Origin of the sequence: Streptomyces sp. NPDC001502, from assembly GCF_042894785.1 — a bacterium.
Lineage (GTDB): Bacteria > Actinomycetota > Actinomycetes > Streptomycetales > Streptomycetaceae > Streptomyces > Streptomyces kutzneri.
In genome coordinates this window covers 492304-508030 of the sequence record NZ_JBIAVW010000003.1, presented here as the reverse complement: position 1 = coordinate 508030, position 15727 = coordinate 492304, and the positions used below count along the sequence as shown (strand labels likewise).

Genomic DNA, 15727 nt, shown 5'->3' with positions numbered 1-15727 from the left:
TTGACATGAGAGACCTTTCGCTTCCTGCCGGTTGGGGTGTTCCGAGCATCTGTGTGGTGTGGGGGGCTAGCCAGTACCCGCTGTTTCATAGGGCTGCGGTGGGTACCACTGGCTGGGTCTGTCTCATGCGGGCCGGCCGTGAATACGTTTCGGGGCATGACGAATTCCACACGTTCCGTAGTCGAGGACTTCTTCGGCCGGCTCGGTGCAGGCGAGGCCGACCGGGCCCTCGAACTGCTCGCGGAGCCCCTCGACTGGTTCACTCCCGGTGACACCGCGCTGATTCCGTGGATGGGACGGCGTACCACCCGCGGCGAGGTCGCGGACTTCTTCAAGCAGGCGGGCGAGAACCTCACGCCGGAGGAGTTCGCCGTGGAGCGGATCCTGGCCGAGGACGGCACGGCCGTGGCCCTGGGGCGTTTCCGTTACCGGGTGAACGCCACCGGTAAGGCGTTCGCCTCGGAGTTCGCGGTCGAACTGCAGGTCTCGGATGGGCTGATCACCCGGTACCGCATGCACGAGGACAGCTACGCCATCTCTCTGGCCTTCCTCTGAGCCGTCCGGCCCACTTCGATCCGGCTTCGGACGGCGAGCGCGAAAGAGGCTTCGATGACCACCCGGTACTCCACTGAAGAAGAAACCGGCGCGGACGCGGCGCGGCCGGTTGCCTACGACGTCCTGGTCGTAGGTGCCGGTCCGACCGGTCTGACCGCGGCCTGTGAACTGTTGCGCCGGGGGGTCCGCGTCAGAATCGTGGACGCGGCCCCCGGTCCCAGCGTCCATTCCAAGGCGATGCTGGTGTGGCCGCGCACCCTGGACATCCTGGAGGACCTCGGGCTCTCCGGGGGTGTCGGCCAGGTCGCGGTCAAGCTGCGGCAGATGACCTACTACTCGGAGAAGAAGCCGGTCACCCGTATGCGGATGGCCGATGACATGGCTCCCTACTGTCTGCCCCAGCGGCTCACCGAGGAGGTGCTGACCGAGGGTCTGCACCGGCTCGGCGGCCGTGTGGAGCGCGGTGTGCGGCTGGTGTCGCTGCAGGATGTGGACTTCAGCGGGGCGATACGCGAGGGCCGGCCGGTCACCGCGGTGCTGGAGCACGCCGGCGGGAGCGTCGAGCGGGTGAGCGTGCCGTGGGTGATCGGTGCGGACGGCGCGACGAGTGCGGTGCGCCGCCAGCTGGGCATCGCCTATGAGGGCGCCACGTACGAGAACCGTTTCCTGATCACGGATGCGAAGGTGGCCGGCGACCCGCTGGAGCCCGACGAGATCCACTACTACCAGTCACGGATGGGTGTCCTGGCCATCGTGCCGCAGCCGTTCGGGCTGTTCCGTTTCTTCACCAACGCTCCTGCGGACATGGCGGACGGGACGCTGGCCGACATGCAGCGGCTGGTGGACCTGCGCGGGCCGGGCGGGCTGCGGCTGACGGACCCGGACTGGGTGACCACCTTCCGGGTGCACCGGCGCCGGGCCGCCTCGTTCCAGCTGGGCCGGGTGTTCCTGGCCGGGGACGCCGCGCACGCGCACAGTCCGATGGGCGGGCAGGGTCTGAACACCGGGATCCAGGACGCGCAGAACATTGCCTGGAAGCTGGCGTCGGTGGTGCGTGGTGAGGCGCGGACGGGGCTGCTGGAGAGTTATACGCCCGAGCGGGCCGCGGTGGCCGATGCCGTGGTGCGCGACACCGACCTGCAGACCCGGGCTGCGATGTGGACCCGGGGCAGTCAGGTCACCCTGCGGGACACGGCGATGCGGGCCCTGGACCGTACGGGGGTTCTGGACCGCTTCTACGTGCCGGTCGCCGCGGGCCGGCGCTGGGTTTACGGCCCGGTCGCGGACGGGCCGCGGCGTGCGCGGGCCGTGCACTGGTGCTCGGCCCGGGCGGGTCTGCGCCGGCATGCCCGGGAGGGTGCGGCTCTGCCGCGGCCGCTGGCCGTGGCGCTGGGGGTGGCCGGGCCGGCTGCCGATCCGGTGCGGCTGCACCTGGTGGTGCTGCCGGGTGAGAAGGACCCGGACCGGGGGCTGGCGGATGCGGTGCGCCGGCTGGCCGGGCCGTGGGCCGGGCAGGTGCGGGTGGTGGACACCGCGGCTCTGCCCGGGCGGGGTCCGGCCGCGTCGGCCGCCCGTGAACTGCACTGCCGGCACGCCGGTTTCCATCTGGTGCGGCCGGACGGGCACGTCGTCCTGCACGGGCACCGCGAGGAGCTGCGCGAGCTGTACGACACTCTCGACCGCCTTCTGGTCCCCGGGGCGGGCTCCGCTCCGGAGGCCGGCCTTTCACCGACCGTTGAACTCCCGCTGGAGGATGAGGACATGTACCAGACCGCCGGATCCGTTCCTTTCGCCCACACTGTGGGTTCCGGCCCGCACAAGGTGATCGTGCTGCACTCGCTCTTCGGCGGGCATCAGTCGTTCTCGCCGCTGTGGCCGTACCTGGACGGGTCGCGTTTCACGTATGCGTTCATGGATGCCCGGGGTTTCGGGCGCAGCCTGGATGTGGCCGGTACGTACACGACGGATGAGATCGCCTCGGACGTGCTGACCTTGGCCGACAGCATGGGCTGGGAGGACTTTTCGCTGATCGGGCACTCGCTGGGCGGGCAGCCGATCCAGCAGGTGCTGTTGAAGGCTCCGCAGCGGGTGAGGCGGATCGTGGGGCTGAGTCCGGTGCCTGCGGGGGGCATGCCCATCCCGGACTCCGACTTCCCGCTGTTCGCGGAGGCCGCGCACAAGGTCGAGAACCGTCGCATCGTCATCGATCTGACGACTGGCAACCGGCTGTCGCCGCACTGGGTGACGGCTTTTGCCGAGTCGTCGATGAAGGAGGTCGGGCCGGTCGCTTTCCGCAGCTACCTGGATTCGTTCCGTACGACCGATTTCGCCGACCGGGTGAGCGGTGCTCAGGTGCCGGCCCTGGTGGTGGTCGGTGAGCACGATCCGGCGGTGACGGCGGAGTCGATGCAGGAGACGTGGATGAAGCACTATCCGAACGGGCAGCTGGCCGTGGTCGGCAATGCCGGCCACTACCCGATGGTGGAGACCCCGGTCGCGCTGGCCACCCTGCTGGAGGAGTTCCTCTCCCAATAGTCCTGGCTGCCCCTCCCCCGTCCCCCGCGGGCGGGGCGCCGAGGAGGCGGAGGCGGATGTCCGGTGACTCTCCTGTCGGTTGCCCGGGCATCCGCCTTCTGCCTGTCCGGGACCGGTGGTGTGCCGGCGTGAGAGCAGGAAGAGGGAGAGCAGGAAGAGCAAGAGGGAGAGGGAGAGGGGGGAGGGCGGATGCCCAGGGTGGTGACGGGGGTGTCCGTGCCGGTGCGCGGGCCGGGGACGGGTCTGGTGGCGGTGGTGGCCGGGCATGAGCTGACCGCGTTCGTCAGCGCGGCTCTGGAGTCGGCGGGTGCCCGCCCGGCCGACGCGGACCTGACGGCCGAGGTGCTGGTGGCCGCGGATCTCGCGGGGGCGGCGCGGCACGGTGTGGTCCGGCTGCTCCCGTATGTGCGGGGGCTGCTGGGCGGAACGATCAATGGCGCCGCCCGGCCCGAGATCGTGCGCCGGTACGGGGATGTGACCGTGATCGACGCGCATCACGGGCTGGGCCAGCCCGCGCTGGCCTTCGCTGTGGACCAGGCGGTGGAGCGGGCGCGGGTGCACGGTTCGTCCGTGGTCTCGGTGCAGCATTCGCGCCATGTCGGCATCACGGCCTGGTATTCCGGGCGGGCGGCGCGGGGCGGCGCCTTCGGTGTCATCACCACGCGTGCGGCCCGGTCGGGAGGGGGTGCGGGGGTGCTCCGGGAGGGGGCGGTAACAAGCCAGTTCCTGATGTGTCTGAGCGGAACGGCCGCGGGCGTGGCGCGGCCCGTCGCAATGGTCCCGCCGGCCGGCGCCGGGGGGGTGCGGCCGCGGTTGACGCTGCCGGTTCCGGTACTGGACGAGCTGGTGCGGATCGCGGCTCTGGTCAAGGTGACGCCGGTACGGGCGCTGGACCGGCGGCGGCCCACCCGTTCCGAATGTCCGTGAGTAAACACTCCGGACCTTTTCTATTTACCGGCCCTCCTGGAGAACGTACGGGAAGCGGGTGGTGCACACCCGAACCAAAAGTCGTACACACCTCAACAATCAAGGTGGATTTACACGGTAAGTGACCAGTAACGCCGCCGCCGGCAGCCCGTCCGGGAATACTGCGGCGCTGGCTGAATTGTCGTCGGTGTTCCCCTGCAGGTGGACTCGCCGGTCCTGCTCTGCTCGCCAAATCGCCTTGCCGCATGGGATCTTGGCCCCCAAGTTATGCGGAGTGACGGACGTCACGGGCCGGAATTCGCCGTTCCGGGTTTCCTTTGTAAGGAGGCCCGTGTGGCGTGAATCAGCCGGGCCTCGGACGGCAGTTCCGCACGTTTCCCATCGGCTAGTATTCGGCGGATGTTTCAGCGCAGTGCGCGGGCAGCGAAAGGCGAAAAAAGAATGCAGCGGGCGACGGGAGTTCGAGATTCTGATCTTGGAAAGTTCCTTCAGGTACGGCGCAGCCTGCTGTCGCCGGACGACATCGGCCTGCCCAGCGACGGCAAGAGACGCCGGGTGCGGGGGCTGCGCAGGGAGGAGGTCGCCCACATCGCCCAGGTCAGCGTCAACTACTACACGCGCCTGGAGCAGGGGCAGAACCGCAGCGCCTCGCCCGAGGTGCTGGACGCCATCGCCAACGCGCTGCGCCTGAACCCGGGCGAGCGGGCCCACCTGCACAACCTGTCCCGCGCCGCCGAGCTCGCGCGCCCGGCCAAGGCCGCCGAGGAAGTGCGGCCCGCGGTGGCCCGGATGATCTCCGCCTACCTCCAGGGTCCGGCGGTCGTGCTGGGCCGGCAGATGGACATCCTCGCCTGGAACGCCCTCGCCCGGACCATGTTCTCCGGACACATCGACATCGAGGAACTCCTCGCCCGGGACACCCCGCCGAACCTGGCCGAGCTCGTCTTCCTCCACCCCGGCGCCCGCGCCCTCTACCCCCGCTGGAACGACGAGGCGGTCGAGATGGCGGGGTACCTGCGGATGATGGCCGGCCGTTTCCCGGGCGACCCGGAACTGGTCGAGCTGATCGAACGTCTCTCCCACGCGAGCCCGGAGTTCACCGAGATCTGGTCGGGACACGTGGTGTGGGACAAGACGTTCGGTACGCGCCATCTCCACCACCCGGCCGTCGGGGAACTGACCCTCGCCTTCGAGAGCCTGCGCCTTCCCGACTCCCCCGACCAGTGCATCGTGCTGTACCACGCGGAGCCCGCCTCCCTGGAGGAAGAGGCGCTGCGCATCCTCCTGGAAGGCCGCGGCGGCGGCTAGCGGCCCGCGCCGGCAGGACGCCGGCGCCGGTCCGCAGGGAGTCGAGAACACGTCAATACCCGCTGAGGATGACCAGCAGGGGCAGGCGAGGGGATCAACGCCTCGCCGAGACTGGACCCATGGAATCCTTCGCCGACCTCAGCCACTTCCTGCGCTCCCACCGCCTGCGCACGGCCCCCGGGCAGACGGGGGTGCCGGCGGGCGCGGGCCCCCGGACCGCGCCCTGTCTGCTGCCCGCCGAACTGGCCCGGGCCGCGGGGCTCGACGCCGACCGCTACACCGACATCGAGGACGGCCGGGCCGGCCGCGTGTCCCTGTCCGCACTCCACGCGCTGGCATCGGCGCTGCGCCTTGAGGCCGGCGACCGGGCCGAGCTGTTCCGGCTCGGGGCCTCCCCCGGCACGTCCCGGCTGCGGGGGCTCGGCCACCTGACCCGGGCCGTGCCCACGCTGCCGGTCATCGCCTTCAACCACCGCTACGACATCACCGGCTGGAACCTGCCGGGGCAGGCGCTGCTCGCCTGGGACCTGGACTGGCCGGTCGAGCACGTACAGCCCAACCTCGCCCGGATGCTCTTCCTCGGCCGGGCGACGCGGGCGCTGTACGGGCCCGGGCAGCGGCAGGTCGCCGGGCTCGTCGGGGCCCTGCGGCGGGCGGTGGAGCAGCATCCGGACGAGGAGCTGACCCGCCTGGTGGGCGAACTGGCCGCCGGCAGCGGTGAGTTCGCGCAGCTGTGGTCGCGTCCGGCCGGGGAGAGGAGGGACGAGGACGACTGCGGCGTCCTCTTCCGCTTCGAGCATCCGGCGGTGGGCTCCATGGAGCTCTCCCGGGTGGTGCTGGAGGAGGGGGCGCAGAACGGGGAGTGGGCCGTGGTGTTCAGCCCGGATCCCGGTTCCGCGTCCGCGGCCGCGCTGGACGATCTGCTCGCCCGGGTCGCCGGACGGTCCGGCTGATGCACCACGGCCGGCCGGCGCGGCCGGGCCCGGCAGCCGCCGCTGCGCAGGTGCACGCGTACGCGAGGGGCCCGGCCGGCTCAGGCGGGCGGTTGCGGCAGCCCCGGGTAGGCGCGCTCGGCGCGCGGGGGCACGGCGAAGGTGGCCCGGCTCCGGACGTCCATGAACGCGTTGATGCCGTTGTTGCGCCGCACGCCGATCCCGCCGTGGTGGGTGGAGGCGTCGGCCGCGTTCATCATCGCCCGGGTGGCGTGGAAGTCCTCCATGGTGCGCTGCAGGGACACGAAGTGGGTGCCGGGCACCCCGTGGTCCATCGTCGCGAAGTCCCTGCGGTTGATCCGCGGACGGCCGGCGAGCCGGGCCCGCCCGGTCGCCTGGGCGTGGCCGACCCGGCCGTGGGCGGCGGCCACCGCCGCGAGCTCCGTACGGTCGCTCTCCGCGTCCTCGACGAGGGCGTGTGCCTCCTTCGCGGTGGTCCGGGGCGAGTACATCAGAGCGGCACGCTCGTCCTCGTGCTGCTCGTACCAGCTGTCGGTGTCGAGGACGATGTAGCTGACGTGCATGGTCGTGCCGCCGGCCAGCGGCCCCCCGGTGATCGAGACCTCTTCCTCGGTGGCCTGGTTGCGGCGCAGTCCCGAGTGGAAGCCCAGCAGCAGCGGGGCCCCGTCGGGGACGCCGGCCTGCGGCCGGCGCGCGGCCGGCAGGCCCTCCCCCACGAAGCCGCTGCGGGTCTCGCGCAGCACGAGGCGCCCGCGCTGGTCCTGGGGTCCCGGCCCGAAGAGCGACGCGGCGGCCTCGGTGACGGTCTCCTCCCGGTCGGAGGCCAGGTGCAGGCAGGCGTCGTACTCCTCCAGCACCGGGTTCTCCCAGCGGGCCATCGGGACGGGCCGCCCCACCGGGGAACGCAGCCGGGTGTGCCGCTCGAACCAGGCCGGGCCCCAGCCCATGCACATCAGGATGCCGCCGGGTCCGTGCCCGTAGCGCTCCTCCAGGTTGCCCAGGGCGGCCTCCAGGTGTCCGGCGTCCTCCCGTAGGGGGGTGCCCGCGACGTCGAGCATCAGCAGCCGGTGGTGGCGGGGCGGCAGTGCGCGGCCGGCCTCGTCGGAGCGGAAGGTGTCCTCCCAGGCGTGCTGGGCGGCGGGACGTGCGGGCATCACAGCTCCTCCTGCGGCTCGTCGCGGCGCAGGGCCGCGAACGCCGCGGCCCAGTCGGCCACGGGCGCGCCGGGTTCGTTGAACAGGCTGAAGGTCGTGGACCGGCTGGCGGGCTGTTCGATGGCCGCGACGATCGCGGCGGCCATGTCGGAGCGTGCCACCATGCCGTCGCCGTGGGGATGCTGGCTGAGGGTCAGGGCGTGGCTGCCGGGCGGGTCGTCGGTCATCCAGGTGGGCCGCACGATGGTGTAGGGCAGGCCGCTGCCGCGTACCAGCCGTTCGGCGGCGACCCGGGCCGGGAGCAGGGTGTCGTTGATCCGGTTGAGCGGGTGGGCGGGTCCGTGGCCGACCGCGAACGAGCTGAAGAGGACGAAGTGCGCGGCGGGCCGGTGGCGGCGTACCTGTTCCAGCAGCACCCGGGTGGCCCGTTCGGTGTGCACCCGGGCGTCGCCCCGCTTGGGGACGAGGACGACGGCTTCGGCGCCCTCCAAGGCGGTGGCCGCGTCCGTCAGTTCACCGAGGTCTTCCGGCCGGGCCGGGTCGCCGAGGTCGCTGACGTAGCGGATGGTGTGGCCCCGTTCGGCGGCCGCCGAGGCGATGATCTTTCCGGTGCCGGCCCGGTAGGGCGAGCCGGCGACGACGATCCGTGCCACGCCCTCACGCCCCGTCGTGGACGAGCAGGGTGGCCTTGCCGGCGATCCGCCGCTCGCGCAGCGACGTCATCACCTCGGGGAGCCGTTCCCAGGCGTCCTGGTGGCCCAGGACCGGCCGCAGCCGGCCGAGGTCGATCAGGCGGACCAGCAGTTCCAGGTCCTCGCCGACCGGCTCGCCGGACCCGAACACCCAGAAGGGGTGCAGGGTCTGGCGTGCGTGGGGCACGAAGGAGGAGATGCTGAGGCTGGCCGTGCGGCCCGAGGAGGTGCCGAGCACCACGATGTGGCCGAAGGCCGACAGCCGTTTGAGGGCCGTGACCAGTACTTCTCCGCCCACGGATTCGAGGATCACGTCGAAGTCGCCCTCGGTGTCGGCGAGTGAGGTGACCACGTGGTGCGCACCCAGTGCCTTCAGGTCGAGGTCGCGGTGGGTGCCGGTCAGCGCGGTCACCTCGGCGCCCTCGGCGGCGGCCAGTTGCACGGCGAAGGAGCCGACGCCGCCGCTCGCCCCGGTGACCAGGACGCGGCGGCCCAGCAGCGGCCCGCCGCGGCGCAGGGCGCGCAGGGCGGTCAGTCCGGCGACGCCGAGGGTGGCCGCCCCGGCGAAGGCCACCGCGTCGGGGAGGACGGCGAGGCGGTCGACGGGGACGGCCGCGTACTGGGCCCACCCGCCGAAGTCGTTCATCGCCGCGATGCGGGTGCCGGCGGCGGGGCCGCTGCCGTCGGCCGCGGCCCGTACGACGACGCCGGCCAGGTCCTGCCCGGGCCGCCAGCCCTCGGCGCGGCGCCGGAACAGGTTCAGTTCGCCGCGGTTGACGGAGAAGGCCGCGACGCTCACCAGCGCCTGGTCCGGGGCCGGTTCGGGCAGGGCGACGATGCGCAGGTCGGGGCCGTCGGGGGTGCCGATCCAGGCGCGCATCCGCTGGGGCAGGACCGGCGGCACGGGGTGGGCGGAGGCGGGGGACGTGCGGGAAGAGGTCATGCACCGACCGTAGGCAGGGCTGGGGCCGGGAGGGAAAGACCGGCTCTGTCTCGGTTCATAACCCCCGGATATGAATGGGGCGGCGCCTCTACGATGGCGGGGTGACGATGCCCGAGGCGAGACTGCTGCGCTACTTCCTGGCCGTGGCCGAGGAGGGCAGTTTCACGCGGGCGGCGGCCCGGCTGCACATCGCGCAGCCGGCGTTGAGCACGCAGATCCGCCGGCTGGAGAGCCGGCTGGGTGTGCTGCTGCTGCACCGCACCACCCGGGTGGTGCGCCTGACGGAGGCCGGGCAGGCGGTGTACCAGCGTGGTGCGGGTGCGCTCGCCGCGCTGGAGGACGTGTGGGAGGCGGCCCGGCGGGCCGGGCGCGGTGAACTGGGGCGGCTGCGTCTGGTGTACAGCACCAGTACGGGGTACGGGACGGTGCCGGGACTGGTGGAGGCGGTGCGGGCGCGGCTGCCGGACGTCCAGGTGGCCGCCGAGGTGCTGCGGACTCCCGATATCGCGCACGCGGTGCTGGACGGGCGCGCGGATGCGGGGATCGCGCGTTCGCCGGAGGCGGTGGCGGGGGTGCGGCTGCTGCTGGTGCGTACCGAACCGCGCGGGGTGCTGCTGGCGGCCGCCCATCCGCTGGCCGGGCGGCGCGAGCTCGCCTTGGCCGAGGTCGCGGCCTTCCCGCTGGTGCTGCACGAGCGGCAGGCCAACCCCGGCCACTACGACGAGGTGCTGGCCGTGTTCCGGGGGGCGGGGCTGGTACCGCGGCTGACGGAGCGTCCGATGGCCTTCGATCCCACGCAGAGCGTGCTGCGGGACGCCCGCACGGTGGCTCTGGTCGCCGCGTCGTCGGGTGACCAGCTGCCGGGGTGGCTGCGCTGGGTGCCGCTCGCTCCCGGGATCCGGCCGCTCGCCACCCATCTGGTGCTCCCGGAGACCTCGCCGTCGCCGATCGTCACGCACTTCACGCATGCCGCGCTGGACGCGGCCCGGGAGGCGGGCTGGCTGGACGATCCGGGTGCGGCCGGTGCGCTCCGGGGTGTGTGACCGGGGGCCGGCTTCTCCGTGAGGGGGACACGGACGGGGTGTCCGGGGCGCCGGTGAGGGGCGGTTCGTGCTTCTCCCGGCGGGTCCTTCCGCTCGCAGGGCGTGTCGAGCGGGGCCAGCGGCCCCGGGTGGACCAGTGCGTCGCGCAGGCGGGGGTGGGCGGCGAGGATCCGGGCGTCCCGCAGGCGGGCCGGTGCGGGTCCGGGACCGTGCGCGGTGTGCCCGTGCGGCCACTGGGCCGGCACGGCCGGGCCGCAGCGCAGGTGCCGCAGTGCTTCGGCCGCGGCCGGGTCGCCCGTCACCTGTTCGAGCGCCGCGTCGAGGAGGTTCCCGCAGGCGGTGACGGTGGCGGTGCGGTGGCGGTGCGGTGGCGGGCCGTGTCGGTGACCGCGCGGGCGAACGGGGCGCCCCGGTGGTGCCGTTGTCCTCCGGCTCCGGCGATGACGGCTTCGTCGTGCTCCGTGCGGTGGGCGCCGGCCCGGCCCTCGATGTCGAGCAGCAGGCCGGGCGGCAGGCCGGTGCCCGCGAGGCCGCACCGGGCGGGCAGGCGGGCGGTGGGGCCGTTGCCGTCGGGGAACGGGCGGACGGTGAACAGGGGCAGCATTACGAACGCGGCGGCGTCCAGTGCCGGCGAGGCCGTCCGCCGGGCCCGGCGGTACCAGCGCTCGACGTGGCCGTGCAGGGCGCGGCCCGGGGCGAGGGTGACGGCGGGGCGCCGGCCGTCGGGCCGGGTGCCCCGGGCGGGGCGCGCCGGAAGCCGCCCGGGCCGGGGTTGCCCGGGTCGCCGGCCGCGGGCGTCCGGTGCAGGGTGGCGGGCGAGTCGGGGGTGAGGCAGGGCCGCCGGCCGGGCCGTTCGCGCGGTTCGTCGCGTACGGAGGCGGCGGCGGGCAGGGCGGCGGCGGTGCGGGCCCCGGCGGCGGCGGTGATCCGTTCGGTGCCGTCGAGCGGCCGCGGGAAACCTGCTTGGCGGACGCCGGCGGGCACTGCTACGTTCCCGGAGGCCGTGCGAGAGAACGAGGAGGTGGTACCCGTGAACGCAGTATCGACATGGGTGCTCCCCTGCGGGGTCACGGTCGGACGGTAGGCAGGTCGTCCGGGAGCGCCGCTCGCAAGCACTCCCGAAAGGCACGACCATGCATTTCACTTCCGAACAGCGCCTCGGCGACGGCGTCCTCGAACGCGAATTCACCCTCGGTGAGATCCCCGGCACCCTGTGGACGCCTGGATCCGCCGCACCGGTCCCGCTGATCCTGATGGCCCACAACAACGGCCTGCCCAGGGGGGCGGCCCGGCTGGTGGCCCGGGCCCGGCACTCGGCGGCGCAGGGGTACGCGGTGGCCGCCATCGACGCCCCGGGGTGCGGTGACCGGCCCCGTTCCGCCGCCGACGGGCAGGCCCGCGCCGGCCTCCGCCGGGCGATGCAGGCCGGCGAGCCGGCCGACGAGATCTTCGAGTCCTTCATCGGCCCGCTGGTCGAAAAGGCGGTCCCGGAATGGCGGACCACCCTGGACGCCCTCCTCGCGCTGCCCGAAATCGGCGGCCCGGTCGGGTACTCGGGGTGGACCGCCGTCGGCATCCGCCTTGCGGTGGCCGAGCCGCGCATCGCGGCCGCCGGTTTCTTCGCCGGGGGTTACGTGCCCCGCGCCCAGCGCGAGGAGGCCCGGCAGGTCACCGTTCCGCTGCTGTTCCTGCTGCAGTGGGACGACGAGGGGAACCCCCGGCAACGGGCCCTGGACCTGTTCGACGCCTTCGGCAGCAAGGAGAAGACGCTGCACGCCAATCCGGGCGGACACACCGGCACCCCGTGGTTCGAGGTGGAGGACGGGAACCGGTTCTTCGGCCGGCACCTGAAGTGAGGCCGGGCCGCCGGGCCGCCGGGCCCACGGCGGACGGTGAGCGGTGCCGGCCGGGATGCCGCTCTCGTCGGGGACCGGTCCCGGCCCTGCACAGCTCTGTGCAGCTCTGTGCACCGCGGGGCCCTGCCGGACTCCCGGCAGGGGCCCGCGCCGGGGCGGGGCGGAGAGCACCGGATCGGGGTCCGAGCGGCTCACCGGCCGTTTTCGGTGATCATGTCGATCAGGCTCTGGGCCGTGTTGTGCTCGGAGTCGATCCCCGGAACCTCTCCGCCTTCGAAAGTGGCGGCCTGGGCGCTGCGGGGGAACATGGCCTGCTCGTACTCGGTGAGCGCGGCCTCGACGTCGTCGGGGTGCGCGGCGAGGGCCTGGCCGAGTTCGGCGCCGTCGTACATGGCCAGGTTGGCGCCTTCGCCGTTCGGGGGCGCGAGGTGGGCGGCGTCGCCGAGCAGGGTGACTCCCGGTACCCGGTCCCACCGGTGTCCGGTCGGCAGGGTGTACTGGGGGCGCAGGACCGGCGCTGTGTCGCCGTCGGTGATCAGCGCGGTGAGTTCCGGTGCCCAGCCGTCGAACTCGTGCGCGATCCGCGCGGTGGCCGCGGCGGCATCGGTGAAGTCGATGGCGGCGAACCAGTCCTGCGGCCTGGTCAGCGCCACGTAGGTGTGCAGGGTGTCGCCGCTTTCCCGGTGAGCGAAGATCTCCCTGCCCGGCGCGGGCGCCATCAGCATCCCGCCGCCGACCGCTTGCGCGGCGGCCGGGTGGCGGGTGTCGGCGTGGAACAGGTACGTCTCGACGAACGACGTGCCGGCGTACTCGGGTGTGACGGTGGAGAGCAGTGGCCGTACCTGGGACCAGGCGCCGTCCGCGCCGACCAGCAGGCTGGTGGTGACGGTGCTGCCGTCGGCGAACGTCACCTCGTGGCGGCCCGGGCCGAGGGTACGGGTGCCGGCGGCCTTGTGCCCCCACCGGACGGTGCCGGGCGGGAGTGAGTCGAGCAGGATCTGCCGTAATTCGCCGCGCTGCACCTCGGGGCGTCCGCCCGTGCCGTCGTCGGCCTTGTCGAACAGGACGGTCCCGTCCGTGTCGAGGACCCGCATGGCCTGGCGGCCCTCCAGGACGATGGCGTGGAACTCGTCCATCAGGCCGGCCGCCTTGAGGGCGAGCTGTCCGTTGTAGTCGTGGATGTCGAGCAGCCCGCCCTGTGTGCGCGCCGTCGGGGAGGGCTCCGCCTCGTAGACCGTGACCGGGATGGCGTGGACGTGCAGGACGCGGGCCAGGGTGAGTCCGCCGAGTCCGGCGCCGATGATCGTGACGGGCATGTGCATGGTGGCTCCTGGGATCGGGGCCGCCCGGTGGGCTCCGGCCGGCTGTCCCTGGAACGTTGCCGGACCCCGCCGACAGGTCACCGACACCGGACCGGCAGCCGCCGATGGATGACCGACACCGCGTGTCGGTCGTATCGGTCCCGGCACCTGCCCGGAGATGGGGCTGCGCTGGGCATCGGGGTCGATCGTGTTCATGCTCTCGTTCTCGCGCCGCTCCCCGGGCGACGGAGCCCGGCCTGCACGGAGGTGCGGGGAACGGCCGCATGGCTCCCGGCCGGGGTCACCGTTGCGGCGGGCTCGTCAGCGGTGGGTGAGTGCGGCGAGTCCCGCGGAGGAGGAGACCAGCAGGCGGCCTCGCGGCGTCACGGTCTGGGCTCCGGAGGACCAGGGGCCGTCCACCACCTGTCCGGCGGGCTGCCGGCCGGTCAGGTCCCACACCCGCAGGACATGGTCTGCCATGCGCGGCCCGTCTGTCAGGCCGGGCTGGGCGAGGGTGGCGGCCACCGGGCGGCCGTCCACGAGTCCGGCCGATATCGCGAGCGGTTCGGTGGTGGGGCGGCTGTAGAGCTGTTCGCGGGTGGCCAGGTCCCACACCCGCATGGTGTCGTCCGCGCCTCCGGTGACGGCGATCGGGCGGCCGTCCAGGACTGTTGTCGCCACGGCCGGTACCGGCCCGTCGTGTCCGGTCAGCTCGCCGAGCGGCCGGCCGGCGGCCAGGTCGATGACCTGCAGGGGGCCCTCGGCCTCGCTGGTGACGGCGATCGGGCGGCCGCCGAGCACCGCTGTGGTCACCGTCCACACGTCGCTGCAGGCGGAGACGAGATGGTCGCCGATCTGTTCGCAGGTGGCCAGGTCCCACAGTCGCGCCGTCCCGTCGTCGCACGCCGTGACCGCTACCGGGCGCCCGTTCAAGGCCGTTGCCGCAACCGCGTTCACCGGGCCCCGGTAGAGCTCAAGCATCTGCCCGATCTGCTCGCCGGCAGCCAGGTCCCAGATGCGCGCCGTACCGTCCCCGCCGGCGGTGACGGCGACCGCACGGCCGTCCAGGACTGTTGTGGCCAGGCCCAGCACGGAGTATTCGTGGCCGGTGAGAGGTTCACCGGCCGGCCGGCCCGTGGCCAGGTCCAGCATCCGCACGGTCGCGTCCTCGGTCCCGACGACGGCGACCTCGCGGCCGTCCAGGACGGTGCTCGACACCGCGTTGGCCCAGCCGTTGCCCGAGACGGGCCCGATCCTGCTGTCCCAGTCCGTCTGCCACCGCGCCGCACCGGAGCTCTCGCCGGGCTGCCCGGCCGGTGTGTCCCCGGGACCGGCCGGGGACATGGTTGTTTCCCGGGTCTGGGCCGCCGCGGCCGGGAGGGCGTCACTGTGCTCGGTGTGGGGCATGCACGCCACCCTACGGCGGGCCACCGACAGCCGTGAGGCGGGCATCTCCCCTTGCGCGGGCGCTGTGTTCGGCGGCGGAGCGGATCGCGGGTCTTACCCCGCCGCACCGGTGGCGTAGCCGGTCGCGGTGGCGGCGTCCTCGGCGGTGTGGGCGGGGTGGCGGGAGTCCTGGTCCCCCAGCTGCCCGTTCGGCACCCGCATGCTTCGGAGCCCGGGTGTGTTCGCCCCGGCGATGTCGGCAGGGGGTGAACCGCCGGTGACCTGTGCGCCGGTGAGGGGCGCTTCTTGCGGCCGGCCGCCTCAAAAGTCACCCAGCCCCGGACGAGCCGGCCGAGTCCGCAGCGGCGGATCCTGGCTTCCTGCTGGGCAGTGCGGGCCGTTGGTGACGATCACACAGGTCCAGCCGCCGGCGCGGGCTTTGTCCAGAGCCGCGCGGGAGGAGTCCGCCGGCGCGACACGATCGGCGGCGCCCTGGTCGGGCAGGGCGTGGACGGCCTCGGCGGGTGCCAGGTCCCGGTATCGGTCCGTCATGGCCGCGGTGACGTCCTGGCCGGGGGGCGGCCGCCGGCGCGGGCGGTCATCACCTCACCCAGGTGAGATCGGTGTCGGGCAGGCGGTGTTCGGCGAGGAAGGCGGCGACGGCGTCGCGGAAGGCGGCGTCGCGGCCGGTCAGGGTGTTGCCGAGGTCCGGCATCAGCAACGGCGTGACCGGGAGCAGGCCGCGGGCGGTGCGGCGAACGGGCCGGAGCGGCGGCCCGTACCTGCCCCGGCGGTTGCCTTCGCCTTCCCCGGCGCCCGGGCCTGCGGCGGGCGGCCCGTCCGGCGGCCCGCACCTGTTCCGTGCGGGCATCGTGCCGGCCGGCACGTGGCGGTCCCGGAGACCGGGCCGGGGATCCGGTGACGATCGGTCTGGCCGTCCTGCCGGGCCGGTGGCGGCTGGACGTTCCGTCCCGCGGCCGGCCGGCCGCACGGCGACGCCCGGTGGGCGCGGCGGCACATGGCGGATCACGCCCGCGGAGTAGCGCGAGGAGGTTCCCGGGGGGTGGTGCCGGG

15 protein-coding genes are annotated in these 15727 nt (G+C 73.4%); 7 read left to right on the top strand and 8 right to left on the bottom strand.

Features of this window, described 5'->3' with window-relative positions; all coding sequences use genetic code 11:
• Positions 1-156: 156 nt before the first annotated feature.
• From ACFY0D_RS07110 to ACFY0D_RS07090, 5 genes are all read left to right on the top strand, one after another.
• Positions 157-555 carry a nuclear transport factor 2 family protein gene (locus ACFY0D_RS07110; RefSeq protein WP_390797381.1) on the top strand — a complete coding sequence of 133 codons (399 nt, stop codon included), beginning with the start codon at positions 157-159 and terminating at the stop codon, positions 553-555.
• A 54-nt stretch (positions 556-609) separates the two neighbouring features.
• Positions 610-3090: an alpha/beta fold hydrolase gene (locus tag ACFY0D_RS07105; RefSeq protein WP_390797380.1), complete on the top strand. Its 2481-nt coding sequence runs from the start codon at positions 610-612 to the stop codon at positions 3088-3090.
• A gap of 189 nt (positions 3091-3279) precedes the next feature.
• Positions 3280-4017 carry an Ldh family oxidoreductase gene (locus tag ACFY0D_RS07100; protein ID WP_390797379.1) on the top strand — a complete coding sequence of 246 codons (738 nt, stop codon included), beginning with the start codon at positions 3280-3282 and terminating at the stop codon, positions 4015-4017.
• A gap of 441 nt (positions 4018-4458) precedes the next feature.
• The gene (locus ACFY0D_RS07095; RefSeq protein WP_382539600.1) at positions 4459-5325 is read left to right on the top strand and encodes a helix-turn-helix domain-containing protein; all 867 of its coding nucleotides are present in this window, start codon (positions 4459-4461) and stop codon (positions 5323-5325) included.
• A 119-nt stretch (positions 5326-5444) separates the two neighbouring features.
• Positions 5445-6278 carry a helix-turn-helix transcriptional regulator gene (locus ACFY0D_RS07090; protein WP_390797378.1) on the top strand — a complete coding sequence of 278 codons (834 nt, stop codon included), beginning with the start codon at positions 5445-5447 and terminating at the stop codon, positions 6276-6278.
• A gap of 80 nt (positions 6279-6358) precedes the next feature.
• Here the strand turns inward: ACFY0D_RS07090 and ACFY0D_RS07085 are convergent, their stop codons facing one another.
• The 3 genes from ACFY0D_RS07085 to ACFY0D_RS07075 are packed head-to-tail and all read right to left on the bottom strand — an operon-like array spanning position 6359 to position 9067.
• Positions 6359-7432 carry a hypothetical protein gene (locus tag ACFY0D_RS07085; RefSeq protein ID WP_390797377.1) on the bottom strand — a complete coding sequence of 358 codons (1074 nt, stop codon included), beginning with the start codon at positions 7430-7432 and terminating at the stop codon, positions 6359-6361.
• On the bottom strand, positions 7432-8085 hold the full coding sequence (locus tag ACFY0D_RS07080) for an NAD(P)-binding oxidoreductase (protein ID WP_390797376.1): 654 nt from the start codon (positions 8083-8085) through the stop codon (positions 7432-7434). Before ACFY0D_RS07080 ends, ACFY0D_RS07085 begins: the two co-directional genes overlap by 1 nt.
• Before the next feature lie 4 nt (positions 8086-8089).
• Positions 8090-9067 carry a zinc-binding dehydrogenase gene (locus ACFY0D_RS07075; protein WP_390797375.1) on the bottom strand — a complete coding sequence of 326 codons (978 nt, stop codon included), beginning with the start codon at positions 9065-9067 and terminating at the stop codon, positions 8090-8092.
• Between the two features lie 107 nt (positions 9068-9174).
• Between ACFY0D_RS07075 and ACFY0D_RS07070 the strand changes: the two genes are divergently transcribed.
• Entirely contained in the window at positions 9175-10110 is a 936-nt protein-coding gene (locus ACFY0D_RS07070) for a LysR family transcriptional regulator (protein ID WP_390797420.1), read from the top strand.
• A gap of 298 nt (positions 10111-10408) precedes the next feature.
• On the opposite strand, the gene ACFY0D_RS07065 is transcribed toward ACFY0D_RS07070, so the two are convergent.
• Together ACFY0D_RS07065 and ACFY0D_RS07060 are read right to left on the bottom strand one after the other, a co-directional pair.
• Positions 10409-10714 (bottom strand): hypothetical protein, encoded by a 306-nt coding sequence (locus ACFY0D_RS07065; RefSeq protein WP_390797374.1) that lies wholly within the window; start codon positions 10712-10714, stop codon positions 10409-10411.
• Positions 10714-11094: a hypothetical protein gene (locus ACFY0D_RS07060; RefSeq protein ID WP_390797373.1), complete on the bottom strand. Its 381-nt coding sequence runs from the start codon at positions 11092-11094 to the stop codon at positions 10714-10716. The genes ACFY0D_RS07065 and ACFY0D_RS07060 overlap by 1 nt, the downstream gene beginning before the upstream one ends.
• A gap of 149 nt (positions 11095-11243) precedes the next feature.
• On the opposite strand from ACFY0D_RS07060, the gene ACFY0D_RS07055 reads away from it, so the two are divergent.
• Positions 11244-11966 carry a dienelactone hydrolase family protein gene (locus ACFY0D_RS07055; protein ID WP_390797372.1) on the top strand — a complete coding sequence of 241 codons (723 nt, stop codon included), beginning with the start codon at positions 11244-11246 and terminating at the stop codon, positions 11964-11966.
• A 191-nt stretch (positions 11967-12157) separates the two neighbouring features.
• Here the strand turns inward: ACFY0D_RS07055 and ACFY0D_RS07050 are convergent, their stop codons facing one another.
• The 3 genes from ACFY0D_RS07050 to ACFY0D_RS07040 form a co-directional block, all read right to left on the bottom strand.
• Entirely contained in the window at positions 12158-13288 is a 1131-nt protein-coding gene (locus ACFY0D_RS07050) for an FAD-dependent oxidoreductase (protein ID WP_390797371.1), read from the bottom strand.
• A 300-nt stretch (positions 13289-13588) separates the two neighbouring features.
• Entirely contained in the window at positions 13589-14674 is a 1086-nt protein-coding gene (locus ACFY0D_RS07045; RefSeq protein WP_390797370.1) for a WD40 repeat domain-containing protein, read from the bottom strand.
• A 300-nt stretch (positions 14675-14974) separates the two neighbouring features.
• Entirely contained in the window at positions 14975-15205 is a 231-nt protein-coding gene (locus ACFY0D_RS07040) for a hypothetical protein (protein WP_390797369.1), read from the bottom strand.
• Positions 15206-15727 lie beyond the last annotated feature (522 nt).